We start from the raw sequence: 18,805 nt of genomic DNA, 5'->3' as shown, positions 1-18,805 counted from the left end.
GGCCCCGGCCTCCAGCCGCAGCATGGTCCCCAGGCCCCCCGGCCCCAGTCCGGGAGCGTGGTGGCACTGCGCGTGCTGTTCGCGGCGCTGCCCATCCTGAGCTGCGGGTTCTTCGCTTGGGGGTCGCTGCTGCGGCTCGCGCTCGTCACCCGCAAGAACCGGGACTGGACCCTGCTGGTGCTCGGGTTCGTGGCCTCCGTCGTCTGCATCGTGCTGATCGGGCTGGACAAGACGCCCGACACCAGCGGCTGGCAGAGCGACCTCGGGGCCGGCGGCTCGATCCTGTCGGGCTTCGCGATCTGCGTGTACTTCCTCGTCGCCGACATCCGCCACCACGAGGCCAAGGCCGCCGCCGGGCAGGCGCACTGGGCCCCGGCGCCCGTCCCGTACCAGACGCCCGCCCCGTACGCGCCGCCGCACCAGACCACGCCCGGCTACGGGTACCCGCCCGCGCACACCCCGACGTCCACGCCGGCCCCGGTCCCCGCCCCGAACCTGCTGCCGGCGACCACCCCGCCGCCGCGGATCGGGCAGGTCCGCGCCGAACTCGACGAGCTCAGCGAGCTCCTGCGGCGGCAGACGCCGAGCCAGAACCCGGCGCCGAACCCGAACCCGAACCCGGCCCACCCGTACCAGGACCCGAACCAGACCGCGATCCAGGACCCCAACCAGTGACCGAGCGGATCATCGGCGAGCGCTACCAGCTCGCCACCATCCTGGGCCAGGGCGGCATGGGCCAGGTCTGGACGGCGTACGACCGGCGCCTGGACCGGCGCGTGGCCGTCAAACTGCTGCGCCCCGACAAGGTCGCGGGCCCCGGCACCGTCGCCGAGGAGCTGCGCCGCCGCTTCGTCCGCGAATGCCGGGTCACCGCGCAGGTGGACCACCCCGGGCTGGTCACCGTCCACGACGCGGGCAGCGACGGGGACGAGCTCTTCCTCGTCATGGGATACGTCGAGGGCTCCGACCTCGCCGACCACCTCGCCGAGCACGGCCCGTACCCCTGGCAGTGGGCGGTCTCCGTCGTCGCGCAGCTGTGCGGCGTGCTGTCCGCGGTGCACGCGGTGCCGATCGTCCACCGCGACCTGAAGCCCCGCAACGTGATGATCCGCCCCGACGGCACCGTGCTCGTCCTGGACCTCGGTGTCGCCTCCGTGATGGACACCGACACCACCCGCCTCACCAGCACCGGCTCACCCATCGGCAGCCCCGCCTACATGGCCCCCGAGCAGGCCATGGGCGGCGCGGTGGGCCCGTACACCGACCTGTACGCGCTCGGTGTCCTGCTGTACGAACTCCTCAGCGGCAACGTCCCGTTCGCCGGCTCCACCGCGCTCGGCGTGCTGCACCGCCACCTGTACGAGCCGCCGGTGCCGGTGCGCCGGCTGCGCCCGGAGGTCCCGCACCAGCTGGAGGCGATCCTGCTGCACCTGCTGGCCAAGGACCCCCAGGACCGGCCCGGCTCCGCCCAGGAGGTCTACCAGGCGCTCGTCCCGCTGCTCCCCCAGCAGGGCGCGCCGTCCGGGCCGCTCGATCCCACCCGCCCCTTCCTGCGCCCGCAGGCCCCCTGGCCGGACCGCGCGACGGTGATCCCGCCGCAGCCCACGCAGCCGCCGGACCCGCAGCGCCCGGACATCCCGGCCGCCGTGGACGAGGCCCGCCAGCTGCTGGACCAGGGCCTCCTCACCCAGGCCGTGGACATCCTCGGCGGGATCCTCCCGGCGGCGGCCGCGCAGCACGGGGAGCACTCGCCGGTGGTCCGTTCGCTGCGCAAGCAGTACGCCGCGACCCTGATGGACGACGGCCAGTACCGCCGGGCGCTGCCCGAACTGCGCCGCCTCACCGACGAGTTCCCGCCCGGGGACCCCCAGTCGCACCGCTTCCGCTACGACGCGGCCCAGTGCCTGGAGCAGCTCGGCGAACCGGCGGCCGCCCTCGCGGAGTACCGCTCGCTGCTGCCGCTGTTCGAGAACCACTACGCCAACCCGGACCCGGGCCTGCCGCTGGAGGTCCGCCGCCGGATCGCCCACCTGCTGCTGTCCCTGGGGGACCGGCCGGCGGCCCACGACACCCTGGCCCGGCTGCTGTTCGACGCCGAGCGGCTGCACGGCCCCAACCACCCGTTCCCGGCGGAGGTCCGCCGCACCCTGCACTGGCTGGGGCAGGTCAGGGGCTGATCCCCCCTTGGCCCCTTGGCCCCCGCCCGCTGACGCCGCGCCCCGCCTCAGACCGGTACGGAGGCATCCGCCGCGGCGTCGGCCGCCACCGCCGGGAGGCCGTCGGCCCCGCGCGGCCGCCGTCGCCGCCGTAGCGCGCCCCAGGCCATGAGCCCGGCCGGCACCAGCAGGGCCGCCCCCGCGACGGCCGCGCCCGGGAGCAGGCCCGGCGGCCGGAACGAGCAGTCGACGGTGGTGGTGCGGCCGTCCAGGGGGACGGCCACCAGGCCCAGGTGGGCGGAGGCCGGGCGGCCGTTGCAGGTCCAGCCGGCGATCGCGGGGGAGGAGAGCACCGCGGTGCCCTTCGTGCCCGGCGCCACCGTGGCCCGGATGCCCGAGGAGCCGACCTCGATGCCGGTCGCCGCCGTGGCGCGCAGCCGGGCCGTCGCCTCCGCCAGCTTCGCCCGGTCCAGGCAGGCCAGGGTCCAGCGCGGCGGCGGGGCCGAGTCGAACCGCAGCGCCGAGGCCGCCCCCCGGGAGACGCCGAGCCGCTGGACGGCGGCCCGGTTGCGCGGCGAGTTGCCGTCCAGGCGGAAGCCGGGGCCGCCGGTGAGGCGGGCGTACGCGTTGTACTCCGGGGCCCACAGGTAGGCCTCGGTGCCTTCGCGGCAGACCCCGGGCGCGACCGGGTCCTCGTACACCTTCGCGCCCAGCAGGAGTTCCTGGTTGCGGAACGGCGCGTCCTCGGCGTAGGAGGGTTCCGGCCCCGGCGGCCGCGTCGTGATCAGCGGCGGGACCTCGGCCCGCGCGATCGTGGCGCCCGGCCGCAGCCGGGCGCCGACCGCGAAGACGGCGTCCGTGACCGGGTTGTCGATGCTCTGGACGTTGCGCCCGCGCGAGGTCCAGCCCGCGCCGAGCGCCACCATCGTGCGCGTGAACACCTCCGGGGTGTGGCTGCTGTAGTAGGCGCCGCCCTCGCCGCCGAGCAGCATCGGGTCGTTGCCGGTCAGCGCAGGCCGGCTCGGGTCGGTCCGGTACGCGGGCCAGCCCTCGGCCCCCGCGAGGGCCCCGGCGCGCGCGCTGTGCTCCGCGCCCCAGGACGGGTAGTCGTCCAGGCCGCCCAGCTTGCCCCGCATGCCCCACGCCGTGGTCGCCGCGCCCTGCCCGATCAGCACCAGGGCCAGCAGCCCCGCCGCCGGGAGCGCCAGCCGGCGGCGCCCCAGCGCCCACCAGGACCCGGCCGCGATCAGCAGACCGCCGCCGAACAGCCCGTAGGCCCAGCCGCCCACCAGTTCGCTGCCGCTCGCCCACAGCGCCACCGCCACCAGCACGCCGGCGCCCGCCGCCAGTGCCCGCGGCCCCGGCAGCCCCGCCGCCAGCCCGGTCCACGCGGCGATCACCACGATCCCGGCGAGGACGAAGGTCTGCCGGTACGGGCTCCCGTTCGGGGTCGCGAACACGTGCCAGGCCAGGTGCGTCGGCGTCCACTGGAACGAGACCAGCACGGCCACCGCCAGCCCCGCCCACCACAGCCGCACCCGCCGGGGCACCGCCCGGTGGAACGGCAGCGCCGCGAGCAGCAGCAGCGTCCCCGTCCCCACGAAGACCGCCGGGGAGGAGAAGGAGTACGTCGCCGGCAGCAGCCGGGCGAAGGTGTCCGCCCACGACACCGGCTGGAACTCCCGGACCAGCCCCGGATACGCCTGCCCGGAGCTGATGAAGAGGGGGACGAGGACGGGCGAGGCCAGCGCGATGCCCAGCAGCGTGGTCCCCGCCGCCCGGCCGACCACCCGCAGCCGCTCCCGCACGCCCTCCCGGGTCAGCACCACCCGTACCACCAGCACCAGCGCCGCGCCCAGCGTCGCCATGTACGCCGTATAGAAGTTGGCCGTCCAGCAGAGGCAGACGACCAGCGCCCCCACCGCGGGCCGGCGGCCCCGCAGCGCCCATTCCCCCGTCAGGCACAGCATCGGGAAGGCGATCAGCCCGTCCAGCCACATCGGGTTGTACGAGGCCTCGATCACCGACCAGCCGCACAGCGCGTACGAGGCCGCCAGCAGCCCCGCGGCCCACCACGGCCCGCGCCGCACGGTCCGCAGCAGCCAGGCCATCGCCGCCGCCGCGGCCGCCATCTTCAGCACCGTGACGACGTACACCGCGAGGTCGATGTCCTCGCGCGGGAACAGCCCCACGAGCGGTGCGAAGGGGCTCGTCAGGTACGTCCCGAAATCGGGCAGGAAGCTGGTGCCGTAGCCGGACTGCCAGTTGAACAGCAGGCCGCCCCGGGCGCGCCCGTGGAGCATGTCCCACAGGTGCGCGTGGAACGGTACGAACTGATTGCCGAGGTCGTTGATGCTGCGATGGCGCGGCCCGTACGGGAAGACGCCCGCGACGGCGTCTCCGGTACACACGGCCGCGGCCGTGAGCAGGGCGGCGAGCGCCGAGCCGAACAGGCTGTGGCGCCGCGGGGAGGGATGCGGAGTCGACATGGTGGCCCGACCCTGACAGCGCCGGGCGGACGAAGGGTGGCCGGAGGGTGGCAGGGACACTAACAGCGGCGTACCCCAACACCCGGGGAATCGTTGGTCGAAGCGGTGGCTCGGAACCCCCACACTGCATACCATCGATCACCGCACGGCCCTTGTGCACCGACGCACAATCTCCCGGCCCTGGAGGCTCCTTTGCACCGTCGCACTGCGCTCTCCGTCTCCGCCGTCCTGCTCGCGGCGGCCCCTCTGCTGTCCGCCTGCTCCAGTGACCCCCGGCCCGGCACCGCGGCCGTCGTCGGCGGGCAGCGGATCACCACCTCCGCGCTCCAGGCCCAGGTGAACGACGTCCGGGGCGCGCAGGACCGGTCCGAGCAGAGCGCCCCGGCCGCGGGCACCGCCCGGCTGGAGCGGATGAAGCTCAACAAGATGATCCAGCTGCGGATCCTGGAGGAGACCGCGAAGGACGCCGGCATCACGGTCAGCACCCGGGAGATCGAGGACGTCCGCAAGGAGACCACCCAGCAGAGCGGCGGCGCCGCGAAGATGGAACAGCTGGCGCTCGCGCAGCGGCTCCCGGTCGCGCCGGACCAGATCGACGAGGACATCCGCTTCCAGCTGCTCCTCGGCAAGATCAAGGAGAAGTTCGGTGACGACGCCTTCGTGCCGGCCCTGACCAAGGCCGCCGGCGCCCTGCACATCGAGGTGAGCCCGCGCTACGGCGGCTGGGACGCCAAGCAGATCGCGCTCGGCGAGGCGCAGACCCCCTGGATCACCCAGCGGACCCGGCCGGAGCAGCCCCCCGCCGGAGCCTGAGCCGGCGGCGCGGGGGTAGGTTCGGAGGGTGACCGACCACGTACCCGCCGAGCCCACCGGCCGCATCGTCCTGCTCACCGCCAGCCACCGGGTGGCGCCCGGACTGCTGTCCTGGCCGGCCTGGCAGACCCTGCGCGCGGCGGACCGGGTGCTGTGCGCCGACCCGGAGCACCCGCAGCTGCCGTACCTGCGGGAGGCCGGCGTCGAGGTCGCGCAGGAGGTCCCCGACGCGCAGGGCCTGGTCGAGGCCTGCGCGGGCGGCCGCACCGTCGTGGTCATCCCGGGCGGCGAGGGCGACCAGCGGCTCACCGACGGGCTGGCCCGGCTGGCCGGCTCCGGCCGGGTCGCGATGCCCGGCCTGGAGCTGCTGCCCGGTTCGTACGACCTGCCGGGCGCCCGGCTGCTCGACCTCGTGCAGGTGATGGACCGGGTCCGCCGGGAGTGCCCCTGGACCTCCCGCCAGACCCACGAGGGGCTGGTGAAGTACGCCATCGAGGAGGCGTACGAGCTGGTCGAGGCGATCGAGGACGGCGACCGCGAGGAACTGCGCGAGGAACTCGGCGACGTACTGCTCCAGGTGGTCTTCCACGCGCGCATCGCCGAGGAACACGCCGAGGAGCCCTTCTCCGTCGACGACGTGGCCGGCAGCCTGGTCGAGAAGCTGATCCACCGCCACCCGCACGTCTTCGGGGACGCCGAGGCCCTGACCCCGGAGGACGTCAGCGCGCACTGGCAGCGCACCAAGGCGGTCGAGAAGCAGAGGGAGTCGGTCACCGACGGCATCCCGCTGGGCCAGCCCGGCCTCGCGCTCGCGGCCAAGCTCGCCGGCCGGGCGCGCGCGGGCGAGCTGGCGGTGGAGCTGCCCCGAGGCGAGGGCGTCGGGTACGAACTGCTGGAGCTGGCGGCGCGCGCCGAGGCGGCGGGCGTCGACCCCGAGGCGGCGCTGCGCGCGGCGGCCCGCGCCTACCGGGACGCGATCCGCGCCGCCGAGGGCGTCGCGACGGCTTAGGGCTCGTCCGGCTCGCGGGCGCGCGGCGCGCGGGCCGAGGGGTTGTGCCAGTGCGGGGCCGGCCGGTTCAGGAACCACTCGCCGAACCCCAGCGGGCGGCCGCCCGGGCCGTGGCCCCGGCCGCCGAGGGGCAGGGAGTCGTGGAAGACGCGGCCGGGCCGCGCGCCGAGTTCCGCGAGGACGTGCGCGGTCTCCTCGACGAACTGCGGCGGACCGCTGAGGTAGACGTCCCGCTCGGGCCACAGCGCCCGGTTGCCGAGCGCGGTCGTCAGCCGGTCGGTGGCCTGGTTGCGGTGCTGCCCGGGCGCGGGCGTGATGTAGGTGACGCCGAGCCAGCGGAACGCGGCGGCGTACCGGTCGATGAGCGGCCGGTCGTAGAGGTGCGCGGCGTCCCGGGCGACCACGAAGAGCCGGACGTCCTGATCGGGGGGATGCCCGGCCAGTTCCTCCAGGATGGCCCGGATCGGCGCCCAGCCCGTCCCGGCGGCGATGAGGCTGACGGGGCGGTCGGTGCGGCGGAACGTGAGCTGGCCGCCGGCCGCGCCGAGCCGCAGCATCTCGCCGGGGCGCACCTCGCGGACCAGGGCGGTGCTGAGCCGGCCCCCCTCGATCCGGCTGACGTGCAGGTCGAGGGTGTGGTCGGGGCGGGGCGCGTTGCCGAGGGAGTACGTCCGCCAGACGCCGGGGACGCGCTCGCTGCTCACGCTCACGTACTGCCCCGGCCGATGCGGGAGCGGGAGGTGCGGCCGCAGGGTGAGGACGCCGATGTCCCGCCCGTACTGGAGGTGGCGCACGACCTCCGCGTCCCACCAGGGCGGGTCCTCGCTCGACCCGGCGCCCTCGGTCATGGTGTCGGCGATCACCTGGTAGGCCTCGGACCAGGCCTTCTCCACGTCCGGGGTCCAGGCCTCGCCGGAGGTCTGGGCGAGGGCGGCCAGCAGGCTGGCGCCGACGGCCGCGTAGTGCTCGGGCCCGGCGAGGAACTTGCGGTGGTCGCGGCCGAGCTCGCGGAGATAGGGGAGGAGGGTCTCGTCGTCGAGGTGGGCGATGACGTGGGTGAGCGCGGCGAACAGCCGGTCCCGCTGGCGTTCCATCTCCTGCGCGGAGGCCGGGAAGAGGGCGCGGATCCCGGGGTTGTGCCAGAAGAGGTGGGAGTAGAAGAACTTGACCGCGTGCTCGGCCCGTCTCTCCACCACCGCGAAGCTGCTTTTCAAGATCCTCACATCCACAAATCCGAAAGTAGGAAGGCCGGACTCCGCGAGGTCAAGTGATGGCGGATCTACGGACAGCCGCGACGATCCACCTATATGGGATGGCGGGCGGCGGCCGGGATACCGTCTCCGGGTGGATGAGCAGACCCCCGGAACCCCTTCAGACGCCCCGGCCCCCCAGGGCCCGACCCTCTTCGACTGGGAGTTCGCGACCGACCCCTACCCGGCCTACGCCTGGCTGCGCGAGCACTCCCCGGTGCACCGCACCAGGCTCCCCAGCGGGGTCGAGGCCTGGCTCGTGACCCGGTACGCCGATGCCCGCCAGGCCCTCGCCGACCAGCGGCTGAGCAAGAACCCGGCGCACCACGCGGAGCCGGCGCACGCCAAGGGCAAGACCGGGATCCCGGGGGAGCGCAAGGCGGAGCTGATGACGCACCTGCTCAACATCGACCCGCCGGACCACACCCGGCTGCGGCGGCTGGTGTCGAAGGCGTTCACCCCGCGCCGGGTGGCGGAGTTCACCCCGCGGGTGCAGGAGCTGACCGACCACCTCATCGACGGGTTCGCGGCGAAGGGCGAGGCGGACCTCATCCACGAGTTCGCCTTCCCGCTCCCCATCTACGCCATCTGCGAGATGCTCGGCGTACCGCGCGAGGACCAGGACGACTTCCGCGACTGGGCCGGGATGATGATCCGGCACGGCGGCGGTCCGCGCGGCGGAGTCGCCCGTTCCGTGAAGCAGATGCGGACCTATCTCGGGGAACTCATCCACCGCAAACGGGATGATCTGGGCAATGACCTCATCTCCGATCTGATCCGGGCAAGTGACCACGGAGACCATCTGACGGAGACCGAGGCCACGGCCATGGCCTTCATCCTGCTGTTCGCCGGGTTCGAGACGACGGTCAACCTCATCGGCAACGGCGTCCACTCCCTCTTCATGAACCCGGACCAGCGCGCGCTCCTCCAGGCCTCCCTCGCCGCCGGCGAGAGCGCCCTGCTGGCCACCGGGATCGAGGAACTCCTGCGCTACGACGGGCCGGTGGAGCTGGCGACCTGGCGGTTCGCCACCGAGCCGCTGACCCTGGGCGGACAGGAGGTCGCGGCGGGCGACCCGGTCCTGGTGGTCCTCGCGGCCGCCGACCGCGACCCCGACCGCTTCGCCGACCCGGACACCCTCGACCTCTCCCGCACCGACAACCAGCACCTCGGATACGGGCACGGGATCCACTACTGCCTGGGCGCTCCGCTCGCGCGACTCGAAGGACAGACCGCGCTTGCGACTTTGCTGACGCGTCTGCCTGACCTGGAACTTGCCATTCCGCCTCAGGAGCTGCGCTGGCGCGGGGGGTTGATCATGCGTGGCCTGCGCACGCTTCCCGTCCGGTTCACACCCCGAAACACCTGAACGTCCCCTGACCAGAAGTCAGTCCCGGGCCGGAGTTGTCACGAGCGTGCTAACGCAGCTAGGTTCTGCCGTTACCCCGCCGTTATGCGAAAGGTGCAGCTCATGCGTTCCGGGAACGGCCGCCACAGACGCCCCCGCCAGGTGCCCGCCATAGTCGTCACCGCCGGAGTCACAGGCTCCGCGCTGGCCCTGCCGCTGCTCGCGGCGACCAATGCGAGCGCTGCGGACGCCTCCACTTGGGACCAGGTCGCCGAGTGCGAGAGCGGCGGGAGCTGGAGCGCGAACGCCGGCACCGGCGCCTATGGCGGACTCCAGTTCAGCCAGGAGGAGTGGAAGAACGCGGGCGGCCTGTCCTACGCCGAGCGCGCCGACCTCGCGAGCCGCTCGCAGCAGATCGCCGTCGCCGAGCGGGTGCTGGCCTCCCAGGGCCCCGAGGCGTGGCCGCTGTGCGCGAGCCCGGCCGGGCTGACCAAGGACGGCCCGTCGGCGGACGTGAACCCCGGCAACGCCGGCTCGGTCGCCCCGAGCCCGTCCCGCCCGGACAGCTCGGTGCCCGTCCAGGGCTCCACTCAGGCCAAGGACTACGGCGCGCCGACGCAGACCCCCGCCCCGGCCGGTTCGCCCACCTTCGGGCTCCCCGACATCCCGCAGGGCCCCTCGCTCGGACTGCCCGTCATGCCCGACCCGGACCTGCCGTCGACGACTCCGTCGGCCCCCACGACGCCGGGCGGCTCGACGACCGACCCCGCCTCGCCCACGACCCCGGGCAACCCGACCACGCCGGGGACGCCGACGTCCCCGACGACCCCGACCGACCCGAGCGTGTCGCCGAGCGCCCCGGCCGGCTCGACGAACCCGGGCAACCCCACGATCCCGGCGGCCCCGGGCACCCCGGGCGCCACCACCGGCCCCGGCGCCTCCCCGAGCCCCTCCGCCACGGCGGACGACGCGGCCGGCGCGGCGGGCGAGGGTGCCGGAAAGCACCGCGGCCCGGCCGCGGTCGAGAACGCGAGCGCTCCTGACGCCGCGTCGGACCCCACGTACACCGTCAAGGCGGGCGACAGCCTGGCCACCATCGCGTCCGCCAAGGGCGTCAAGGGCGGATGGAACGCGTTGTACCAGGCCAACGAGCAGGTCATCGGCGGGGACGCGGACCTGATCAAGCCCGGCCAGAACCTGGATCTATCGAAGAAATAGCGGCACTTCGGACACCCGTAAAGACCTGAATGTCTGTTATCTGTAAGTGAGACATGCGTCTCTTCGGGTCAACTGGCGTGTCGAGTCCGCAGCGTTCCGTGAACCCCGCCCTCACCTGCGCAAACACCCCTGCGAAGGGCGCAAGTAGGGCCCGTTTCTCCCCGATGTTGCTCGTTGAACATCGGGGAGAGACCTGTCTACCTTCTGAATCGCTCGCCACCGCGGGCCTCTTCGACCGCATCGCCGAATCCTGCCGGCGGCCGGGGGGAACAGTCGTCGCGTAAAGCGCCGAAGGCAGGAGCGGGGGAACCAAGGTAGGCGCCGGGAACGGCCGTTGAGAGACGGTCACGGACCGGCTAGGGGTTAAGTCACACACCACGTGTGGCCGGGCACTCACTCGCCCGAACCCGACAGCTCACCTCGTAGGCGTCGGTGAGGAGAACTCCATGCTGCTTTCGGGCAAGGGCAAGGGCAAGCACCGTCGCGGTTCCAAGGCCGTCCGCATCGTCACGCTCGCCGGCGTCGCCGGTGTGGCCGTCGCGGCGCCCCTGATGGCGGTGGGATCCGCCTCCGCCGCGACCGCCTCCGAGTGGGACCGCGTCGCCTCCTGTGAATCCGGCGGCAACTGGTCCATCAACACGGGCAACGGCTACTACGGCGGTCTGCAGTTCTCGTCCTCCACCTGGGCCTCCTACGGCGGCACGGCGTACGCCTCCACCGCCAACAAGGCCTCCAAGTCGCAGCAGATCGCGATCGCCGAGAAGGTCCTCAAGGGCCAGGGCAAGGGCGCCTGGCCGGTCTGCGGCAAGGGCCTGTCCGGCTCCTCGTACAACGGCGGCACCGAGGCGGCCAAGCCGAAGCCGAAGCCCGAGGCGAAGCAGCAGCAGAAGGCCGCGCCGAAGAAGGAGACCAAGCGCGCCGAGGCGCCGGTCACCCGCTCCGAGCGCGCCCAGGCCCCGGCCCCGGTCAAGACCGCGCCGAAGACCGCGCAGAAGGCCGCCCCGGCGGCGCCCCAGGCCCCGAAGACCGGCAACGGCTCCTACGAGGTCAAGCCGGGCGACACCCTGGGCACCATCGCCGAGGCGAACGGCGTCCAGGGCGGCTGGGAGAAGCTCTTCGAGCTGAACAACGACGTCGTCTCGGACGCCGACCTGATCTTCCCGGGCCAGAAGCTGGACCTCAGCTGAACCTCCCGGTAACCGCCTAGAAGGCGTCAGCACCACGCACGATCCACACCGCCCGGCGCGTATCCCCCCACGCGCCGGGCGGTGTCGTGCGTGCCGGTCACGCCGATCGATCGAGCGGAGTATGTCCGGGAAGGCGGGTATTCGGGCCCTTTTTCGTCCCAGGACCCGGGCAGTCGGGCGGCCGAGTGTCCCGAGCCGGTTAGGCTCTAGGCGGCAAGGCCATCCCACGGCCTGACACGCCACCGCACACCCAGCGTCACATCCCAGAAGGAGATGCTCGTGCCGTCCATCGACGTCGTCGTAGCCCGGGAAATCCTGGACTCCCGAGGCAACCCCACGGTCGAGGTCGAGGTGGGCCTCGACGATGGCAGCACCGGCCGTGCTGCAGTTCCGTCCGGTGCCTCCACCGGTGCCTTCGAGGCCATCGAGCTCCGTGACGGTGACCCCAACCGTTACTTCGGCAAGGGCGTAGAGAAGGCCGTCCTGGCCGTCATCGAGCAGATCGGCCCGGAGCTCGTCGGCTACGACGCGACCGAGCAGCGCCTGATCGACCAGGCCATGTTCGACCTCGACGCCACCGACAACAAGGGCTCGCTCGGCGCCAACGCCATCCTCGGCGTCTCCCTGGCCGTCGCGCACGCCGCGTCCGAGGCCTCGGACCTGCCGCTGTTCCGCTACCTCGGCGGCCCGAACGCGCACCTGCTGCCCGTTCCGATGATGAACATCCTCAACGGTGGGTCGCACGCCGACTCCAACGTGGACATCCAGGAATTCATGATCGCCCCCATCGGCGCGGAGTCCTTCTCCGAGGCGCTGCGCTGGGGTGCCGAGGTCTACCACACCCTCAAGAAGGTCCTGCACACCAAGGGCCTGTCCACCGGTCTCGGTGACGAGGGCGGCTTCGCCCCGAACCTGGAGTCCAACCGCGCCGCGCTCGACCTCATCGTCGAGGCCATCAAGCAGGCCGGCTACGTCCCGGGCAAGGACATCGCGCTCGCGCTCGACGTCGCCGCGTCCGAGTTCTACAAGGACGGCAAGTACGAGTTCGAGGGCCAGTCCCGCTCGGCCGCCGAGATGACCGAGTACTACGAGGAGCTCGTCTCCGCGTACCCGATGGTCTCCATCGAGGACCCGCTGTACGAGGACGACTGGGCCGGCTGGAAGACCCTCACCGACAAGCTCGGCACCAAGGTCCAGATCGTCGGCGACGACCTGTTCGTCACCAACCCGGAGCGTCTGGCCCGCGGCATCGAGGAGGGCTCCGCGAACGCCCTGCTCGTGAAGGTGAACCAGATCGGTTCGCTGACCGAGACCCTCGACGCCGTCGAGATGGCCCAGCGCAACGGCTTCAAGTGCATGATGTCCCACCGCTCCGGCGAGACCGAGGACGTCACCATCGCCGACCTCGCCGTCGCCGTGAACTGCGGTCAGATCAAGACCGGCGCCCCGGCCCGCTCGGACCGCGTCGCCAAGTACAACCAGCTGCTGCGCATCGAGGAGATCCTCGACGACGCCGCGGTGTACGCCGGCCGCAGCGCCTTCCCGCGGTTCAAGGGCTAACCACGCCCCGGCTTCCGTACGTCCCCGCACTCGGTCCCGTACCGTGTGCGGGGACGTATTGCGTAGCGCACACAGGGGAGGCGGGACCAATGGCCGGGAACCGGGACCGGTTCTCCACCTTCTCGACCGCGACGAGGCTGAAGCAGCTCGGCGAGCGGACCGCCGCCCACGTCTACCGGTCGCAGTCGCGCCGTCAGGTCCGCCGCAGCCGGCTCACCGGCCGGGCCGCCCTGCTGGTGCTCGTCCTCTGTACCCTGGTCGTCGCCCTCGCGTATCCGATGCGTCAGTACGTGTCCCAGCGCTCGGAGATCGCGGAGCAGCAGCGGGCCGCCGACGACGCGCGCAGGCGCCTTGAGGAACTCCGCGACGAGAAGGCCCGCTGGCAGGACCCGGCCTACGCGGAACAGCAGGCGCGCAAGCACCTGCACTTCCTGCGGCCGGGGGAGATCGGCTACATCATGAAGGACCCCGGGGCCGAGGCCGCGGAGCGGCACCGTACCGGACAGGCCGCTTCCGACCGCCCCTGGTACTCGAACGTCTGGGACGGGGTCGACAAAGCCGACCGCCCCGGCGAATGACGAGCACCGCACCCATCCACGAGAACGAAGAGACTTCCTCCAGGCATGCAGACGCCCCCGCCCCAGACCGACCGGACCGAGCCGACCGACGCGGACATCGAGGCGTTCGAGCAGCAGCTCGGCCGCCCGCCGCGCGGGCTCCGCGCCATCGCGCACCGCTGCCCCTGCGGCCAGCCGGACGTGGTCGAGACCGCCCCGCGGCTGCCCGACGGCACGCCCTTCCCGACGACGTACTACCTGACGTGCCCGCGCGCGGCCTCCGCCATCGGCACGCTTGAGGCCAACGGCGTGATGAAGGAGATGCAGGCGCGGCTCGCCGAGGACCCGGAGCTCGCCGCCGCCTACCAGGCCGCGCACGAGGACTACATCCGGCGCCGGGACGCCATCGAGGTCCTCCAGGGCTTCCCGAGCGCCGGCGGCATGCCGGACCGGGTGAAGTGCCTGCACGTGCTGGTCGGCCACTCGCTGGCCGCCGGCCCGGGGGTGAACCCCTTCGGCGACGAGGCCCTCGCGATGCTGCCGCAGTGGTGGGCCAAGGGCCCCTGCGTGACGCCGTGCGGGCAGAAGGAGGAGTCCGAGTGACCCGGGTCGCGGCCATCGACTGCGGTACGAACTCCATCCGGCTGCTCGTCGCCGACTGCGACCCGGGTACGGGCGAGCTGGTCGAGCTCGACCGGCGGATGCTCGTCGTCCGGCTCGGCCAGGGCGTGGACAAGACCGGCCGGCTGGCCCCGGAGGCGCTGGAGCGCACCTTCGCCGCCTGCCGTGAGTACGCGGCCGTCATCAAGGAACTGGGCGCGCAGAAGGTGCGCTTCGTGGCCACCTCGGCCTCGCGCGACGCCGAGAACCGGGACGACTTCGTCCGGGGCGTGCTGGAGATCCTGGGCGTCGAGCCCGAGGTGATCAGCGGCGACCTGGAGGCGGAGTTCTCCTTCACGGGCGCCACGCGCGAGCTCACCGGGGCGACGCACCTCGAACGGCCGTTCCTGGTCGTGGACATCGGCGGCGGCTCGACCGAGTTCGTCGTCGGCGAGGAGCACGTCCGGGCCGCCCGCTCCGTCGACGTGGGCTGCGTCCGGATGACGGAGCGCCACCTGGTGACCGACGGCGTCGTCACCGACCCGCCGACGCGGGAGCAGATCGCCGCGATACGGGCCGATGTCGAGGCGGCGCTGGACCTGGCCGCCGAGGCGGTCCCGCTGGCCGAGGCCCGCACCCTGGTCGGCCTGGCCGGCTCGGTCACCACGGTCGCCGCCATCGCCCTCGGGCTGTCGGAGTACGACTCGTCGGCGATCCACCACGCCCGGATCCCGTACGAGAAGGTGCGCGAGGTCAGCGAGCGCATGCTGACGGCGACGCACGCCGAGCGCGCCGCGATCCCGGTGATGCACCCGGGCCGGGTCGACGTGATCGGCGCGGGCGCGCTGGTCCTGCTGGCCGTCATGGAGCGCGTCGGCGCCACGGAGGTCGTGGTCTCGGAGCACGACATCCTGGACGGCATCGCGATCAAGACCGCGGAGGACGTCGAGGCCGCCCGGCGGCGGCCCTGACCCGCTGAACGGCGCAGCGGCGGCGCTCCGGTGACCTCACCGGGGCGCCGCCGTCGTGTGTGCCTTCAGATGTCGCGGCAGACGTCGCGGCGGTCCCCGACCTTGACGACGAGGACGACGAGCTCGCCGTCCAGCACTTGGTAGGCGATCCGGTAGCTTCCGACCCGGAGCCGGTAGAGGCCGGAGGGCCGGTGAGCTTCTTGATGTCGGCGTCCGTGTTCTGCGGTGTCCCGGTGGGCGCGGGGCGGGGCCTGGGAATCGATGGGGGAGGCGGGTGGAATCCCGCATTCCGCTGCTGGAGAGGGTTCTGGAGGGTCCTTACGGGGGCCTTAGGTGCCATCGTGCACAGAAGGTTCGTGAAGTTCTTCACAAGGAAAAGACGCCCCACGGGTTACCGGAAGGGCGTTTCGGGCTCCTTCAAGGGCCATCCGGCCCCGTTTGTACGAGCGTTCGTGCGAATCGGGGGCGTCGCCGGGGCCCCTCGGCAGGTGTCCGCGAACCCGGTGGTCTACTCCGGTTTCGGCCCGTGTGGCCAGTTCAGGACGGGTGCACAACGACTCTCGCGACACGTTGGTTCCCGTTTCGCGCCATGACCTGGGTCACGTGGGCGGCGGAGTGTAGCAGAGGTGGTTCGAGTCCTTGTGAAGGGGCTCACGAGCATCACCCCTGAGGGTGCTGGATACTCGTTCACATGAGCACCACGGAGCGTCCCAGGATCCTCGTTGTAGGAGGTGGGTACGTAGGCCTGTACGCAGCCAAGCGCATCATGAAGAAGATGCGCTACGGCGAGGCGACCGTCACGGTCGTCGACCCGCGCTCGTACATGACCTACCAGCCCTTCCTCCCCGAAGTGGCCGCAGGCAGCATCTCGCCGCGGCACGTCGTCGTCCCGCTGCGACGCGTGCTGCCCAAGGCTGAGGTCCTCACCGGGCGGGTCACCACCATCGACCAGGACCGCAAGGTCGCCGTCGTCACGCCGCTCGTCGGCGAGGCGTACGAGCTGCCCTTCGACTACCTGGTGATCGCGCTCGGCGCCGTCTCCCGCACCTTCCCGATCCCCGGCCTCGCCGAACAGGGCATCGGCATGAAGGGCGTCGAAGAGGGCATCGGCCTGCGCAACCACGTCCTCGAACAGCTCGACAAGGCCGAGTCCACGACGGACGAGAACGTCCGCCGCAAGGCGCTCACCTTCGTCTTCGTCGGCGGCGGCTTCGCCGGTGCCGAGACGATCGGCGAGGTCGAGGACATGGCCCGCGACGCCGCGAAGTACTACTCCACGATCAAGCGCGAGGACATGCGCTTCATCCTGGTGGACGCGGCCGACAAGATCCTTCCCGAGGTCGGCCCCAAGCTGGGCACCTGGGGCAAGGAGCACCTGGAGTCCCGCGGCATCGAGATCTACCTCTCGACCTCCATGGACTCCTGCGTCGAGGGCCACGTCGTGCTGAAGAACGGCCTTGAGGTCGACTCCAACACCATCGTGTGGACCGCCGGCGTCAAGCCGAACCCGGCCCTGGCCCGCTACGGCCTGCCGCTCGGCCCCCGCGGCCACGTCGACACCGCCCCGACCCTCCAGGTCCAGGGCACCGACTACATCTGGGCCGCGGGCGACAACGCCCAGGTCCCGGACGTGGCCTCCCGCAAGGCCGGCGTCGAGAACGCCTGGTGCCCGCCGAACGCCCAGCACGCGCTGCGCCAGGCCAAGGTCCTCGGCGACAACGTGGTCTCCGGCATGCGGGGCTTCCCGCAGAAGGAGTACAGCCACTCCAACAAGGGTGCTGTGGCGGGCCTCGGCCTCCACAAGGGCGTGGCGATGATCGTCATGGGCAAGATGAAGATCAAGCTCAAGGGCCGTCTCGCCTGGTACATGCACCGTGGCTACCACGGCATGGCCATGCCGACCTGGAACCGCAAGATCCGCGTCTTCGCCGACTGGACCCTCGGCATGTTCCTCAAGCGCGAGGTCGTCTCGCTCGGTGCTCTGGAGAGCCCGCGCGAGGAGTTCTACGAGGCCGCCAAGCCGGCGCCGGCTCCGGCCGCCGCCACCCCGGCCCAGAAGGCCAAGGCGTCCTGACCCGGTTCCTCCGGCAGGACCCGCGCAGGACCGGTTAGACCTGTACGACCCGAAGGGGCCGCCCGCCATCCGTGGTGCGGGCGGCCCCTTCGGTGCGGGCGGCCCCTTCGGCATGCCCGGGCACCCCTCCTGCACCCCTCCTGCGCCCCCCTGCGCCACTCCTGCGCCGCACCGGCGGATTGTCCGGGCCCCCGGCGGGGTAGGGCCATGGGCCGGAGCTTTCTGGAGGTGTGCCCCATGACCGACGCCGCGCCGCGGCTGGCCGCTGTCGCCGAGACCCTGCTGGGTGCCCCCCTGCCCGTGCGCGTCCGGGCCTGGGACGGCAGCGAGGCCGGGCCGCCCGGCGGACCCGTCCTCGTGGTCCGCCGCCGCCGCGCACTGCGCCGCGTGCTGTGGAAGCCGGGCGAGATGGGCCTCGCCCGCGCCTGGGTCGCGGGCGACCTGACCGTCGAAGGTGATCTGTTCGCCCTGCTGGACCGGGTGGCGGGCCTGCTGTGGGAACGCGGCCCCGGCCCGGACGGCGAACCGGCCCCGGCCACCGCCGCCACCGGCCCCGCGGCGAGCCTCGCCCTGCTGCGCGACCCGGCGCGGCGCGCCGCCGTACGGGAACTGGTCACGCTCGCCGGACCGTGGCCGGCGCCCGCGCCGCCCCCGGAGGAGGCCGCGCGGCGCGGCGGCACCCGCCACAGCAAGGGCCGCGACCGGCAGGCGATCAGTCACCACTACGACGTGGGCAACGAGTTCTACGAGCGGGTGCTCGGCCCCTCCATGGTGTACTCCTGCGCCTACTGGAGACCCGACGCCACCCTGGAGGACGCCCAGCGCGACAAACTCGACCTGGTCTGCCGCAAACTCGCCCTGGAACCCGGCCTGCGGCTCCTGGACGTCGGCTGCGGCTGGGGCTCCATGGCGCTGCACGCCGCCCGCGAGTACGGCGTCCGGGTCACCGGCATCACCCTCTCGCGCGAACAGGCCGCCTACGCCCGCAAGAGGGTCGCCGAAGAGGGCCTGGCCGACCTCGTCGACATCCGGATCCAGGACTACCGGGACGTCAAGGACGGCCCGTACGACGCCATTTCCTCCATCGGCATGGCCGAACACGTCGGCGCCGCCCGCTACCGGGAGTACGCCCGCACCCTGCACGGCCTGCTGCGTCCCGGCGGGCGGCTGCTGAACCACCAGATCGCCCGGCCCCCCGAGGCCGACGAATCCGCCTACCGCGTCGACGAGTTCATCGACGCCTACGTCTTCCCCGACGGGGAGCTCTCCCCGCTCGCCGGCACCGTCGGCGAGCTGGAGCGGGCCGGTTTCGAGGTCCGAGACGTGGAGGCGCTGCGCGAGCACTACGCCCTCACCCTGCGGGCCTGGGTGGCCCGGCTGGAGCTGCACCGGGAGGAAGCCGTACGGCTCACCTCGCCCGGGCGGGTCCGGGTGTGGCTGCTGTACATGGCGGCCTGCGCGCTCGGCTTCGAGCACAACCGGCTCGGCGTCAACCAGGTCCTCGCGGTCCGGTCCGACGGGTCCGGGCGGTCGGGGCTGCCGCTGCGGCTGCGCACCTGGGGCGCGTAGCCGC

At 72.7% G+C, this 18,805-nt stretch carries 15 protein-coding genes, 1 pseudogene and 1 riboswitch; of the genes and pseudogenes, 13 read left to right on the top strand and 3 right to left on the bottom strand.

What is annotated here, in order from left to right:
• The first annotated feature begins 57 nt into the window (after positions 1–57).
• On the top strand, positions 58–675 hold the full coding sequence (locus EES41_RS15310) for a hypothetical protein (RefSeq protein ID WP_164495839.1): 618 nt from the start codon (positions 58–60) through the stop codon (positions 673–675).
• Positions 672–2,177 (top strand): serine/threonine-protein kinase, encoded by a 1,506-nt coding sequence (locus EES41_RS15305; RefSeq protein ID WP_302186160.1) that lies wholly within the window; start codon positions 672–674, stop codon positions 2,175–2,177. Before EES41_RS15310 ends, EES41_RS15305 begins: the two co-directional genes overlap by 4 nt.
• 47 nt (positions 2,178–2,224) lie before the next feature.
• Here the strand turns inward: EES41_RS15305 and EES41_RS15300 are convergent, their stop codons facing one another.
• Positions 2,225–4,645, bottom strand: a complete 2,421-nt coding sequence (locus EES41_RS15300; RefSeq protein WP_123078842.1) for a YfhO family protein — start codon at positions 4,643–4,645, stop codon at positions 2,225–2,227.
• Positions 4,646–4,837: 192 nt separating this feature from the next.
• Here EES41_RS15300 and EES41_RS15295 point away from each other — a divergent pair, with 192 nt between their 5' ends.
• Both EES41_RS15295 and EES41_RS15290 read left to right on the top strand, forming a co-directional pair.
• Positions 4,838–5,458 (top strand): SurA N-terminal domain-containing protein, encoded by a 621-nt coding sequence (locus EES41_RS15295; RefSeq protein ID WP_073778542.1) that lies wholly within the window; start codon positions 4,838–4,840, stop codon positions 5,456–5,458.
• A gap of 28 nt (positions 5,459–5,486) precedes the next feature.
• Positions 5,487–6,467, top strand: coding sequence for a nucleoside triphosphate pyrophosphohydrolase (locus tag EES41_RS15290; protein WP_123078840.1), 981 nt, complete (start codon positions 5,487–5,489; stop codon positions 6,465–6,467).
• Here the strand turns inward: EES41_RS15290 and EES41_RS15285 are convergent.
• Positions 6,464–7,663, bottom strand: a complete 1,200-nt coding sequence (locus EES41_RS15285; RefSeq protein ID WP_254211452.1) for a globin domain-containing protein — start codon at positions 7,661–7,663, stop codon at positions 6,464–6,466. The genes EES41_RS15290 and EES41_RS15285 overlap by 4 nt on opposite strands.
• Positions 7,664–7,811: 148 nt before the next feature.
• Here EES41_RS15285 and EES41_RS15280 point away from each other — a divergent pair, with 148 nt between their 5' ends.
• The 7 genes from EES41_RS15280 to EES41_RS15250 all read left to right on the top strand — a co-directional run bounded on the left by EES41_RS15280 (position 7,812) and on the right by EES41_RS15250 (position 15,158).
• Positions 7,812–9,086, top strand: coding sequence for a cytochrome P450 (locus EES41_RS15280; protein ID WP_123078836.1), 1,275 nt, complete (start codon positions 7,812–7,814; stop codon positions 9,084–9,086).
• Between the two features lie 102 nt (positions 9,087–9,188).
• Complete coding sequence (locus EES41_RS15275; protein ID WP_123078834.1) at positions 9,189–10,283, top strand: transglycosylase family protein; 1,095 nt, start codon at positions 9,189–9,191, stop codon at positions 10,281–10,283.
• Between the two features lie 276 nt (positions 10,284–10,559).
• Positions 10,560–10,727: riboswitch (cyclic di-AMP (ydaO/yuaA leader) on the top strand.
• A gap of 2 nt (positions 10,728–10,729) precedes the next feature.
• Positions 10,730–11,470, top strand: coding sequence for a transglycosylase family protein (locus EES41_RS15270; protein WP_123078832.1), 741 nt, complete (start codon positions 10,730–10,732; stop codon positions 11,468–11,470).
• 273 nt (positions 11,471–11,743) lie between these two features.
• Positions 11,744–13,030, top strand: coding sequence for a phosphopyruvate hydratase (gene eno / locus EES41_RS15265; protein WP_037793436.1), 1,287 nt, complete (start codon positions 11,744–11,746; stop codon positions 13,028–13,030).
• An 89-nt stretch (positions 13,031–13,119) separates the two neighbouring features.
• Entirely contained in the window at positions 13,120–13,608 is a 489-nt protein-coding gene (locus EES41_RS15260; RefSeq protein WP_123078830.1) for a septum formation initiator family protein, read from the top strand.
• 45 nt (positions 13,609–13,653) lie between these two features.
• The gene (locus EES41_RS15255; RefSeq protein WP_123078828.1) at positions 13,654–14,190 is read left to right on the top strand and encodes a DUF501 domain-containing protein; all 537 of its coding nucleotides are present in this window, start codon (positions 13,654–13,656) and stop codon (positions 14,188–14,190) included.
• Positions 14,187–15,158: a Ppx/GppA phosphatase family protein gene (locus tag EES41_RS15250; protein ID WP_123078826.1), complete on the top strand. Its 972-nt coding sequence runs from the start codon at positions 14,187–14,189 to the stop codon at positions 15,156–15,158. The genes EES41_RS15255 and EES41_RS15250 overlap by 4 nt, the downstream gene beginning before the upstream one ends.
• Before the next feature lie 65 nt (positions 15,159–15,223).
• On the opposite strand, the pseudogene EES41_RS15245 reads toward EES41_RS15250, so the two are convergent.
• Positions 15,224–15,417: pseudogene (locus EES41_RS15245) on the bottom strand (type II toxin-antitoxin system RelE/ParE family toxin).
• A gap of 432 nt (positions 15,418–15,849) precedes the next feature.
• Between EES41_RS15245 and EES41_RS15240 the strand changes: the two are divergent.
• Entirely contained in the window at positions 15,850–17,232 is a 1,383-nt protein-coding gene (locus tag EES41_RS15240; RefSeq protein WP_037793439.1) for an NAD(P)/FAD-dependent oxidoreductase, read from the top strand.
• A gap of 237 nt (positions 17,233–17,469) precedes the next feature.
• Positions 17,470–18,801, top strand: coding sequence for a cyclopropane-fatty-acyl-phospholipid synthase family protein (locus tag EES41_RS15235; RefSeq protein WP_123078823.1), 1,332 nt, complete (start codon positions 17,470–17,472; stop codon positions 18,799–18,801).
• Positions 18,802–18,805 lie beyond the last annotated feature (4 nt).

It is taken from the genome of Streptomyces sp. ADI95-16, from assembly GCF_003721495.1.
GTDB classification, from domain to species: domain Bacteria; phylum Actinomycetota; class Actinomycetes; order Streptomycetales; family Streptomycetaceae; genus Streptomyces; species Streptomyces goshikiensis.
Note: the sequence above shows the minus strand (reverse complement) of the source record. Positions and strands in the feature narration are given on the sequence as shown.

What these genes read in the sequence shown, in the direction of transcription:
- EES41_RS15300 (WP_123078842.1), bottom strand. Translation starts at nt 4,645, where the DNA reads ATGTCGACTCCGCATCCCTCCCCGCGGCGCCACAGCCTGTTCGGCTCG.
- EES41_RS15275 (WP_123078834.1), top strand. Translation starts at nt 9,189, where the DNA reads ATGCGTTCCGGGAACGGCCGCCACAGACGCCCCCGCCAGGTGCCCGCC.
- EES41_RS15270 (WP_123078832.1), top strand. Translation starts at nt 10,730, where the DNA reads ATGCTGCTTTCGGGCAAGGGCAAGGGCAAGCACCGTCGCGGTTCCAAG.
- eno (WP_037793436.1), top strand. Translation starts at nt 11,744, where the DNA reads ATGCTCGTGCCGTCCATCGACGTCGTCGTAGCCCGGGAAATCCTGGAC.
- EES41_RS15260 (WP_123078830.1), top strand. Translation starts at nt 13,120, where the DNA reads ATGGCCGGGAACCGGGACCGGTTCTCCACCTTCTCGACCGCGACGAGG.
- EES41_RS15255 (WP_123078828.1), top strand. Translation starts at nt 13,654, where the DNA reads ATGCAGACGCCCCCGCCCCAGACCGACCGGACCGAGCCGACCGACGCG.
- EES41_RS15240 (WP_037793439.1), top strand. Translation starts at nt 15,850, where the DNA reads ATGAGCACCACGGAGCGTCCCAGGATCCTCGTTGTAGGAGGTGGGTAC.
- EES41_RS15235 (WP_123078823.1), top strand. Translation starts at nt 17,470, where the DNA reads ATGACCGACGCCGCGCCGCGGCTGGCCGCTGTCGCCGAGACCCTGCTG.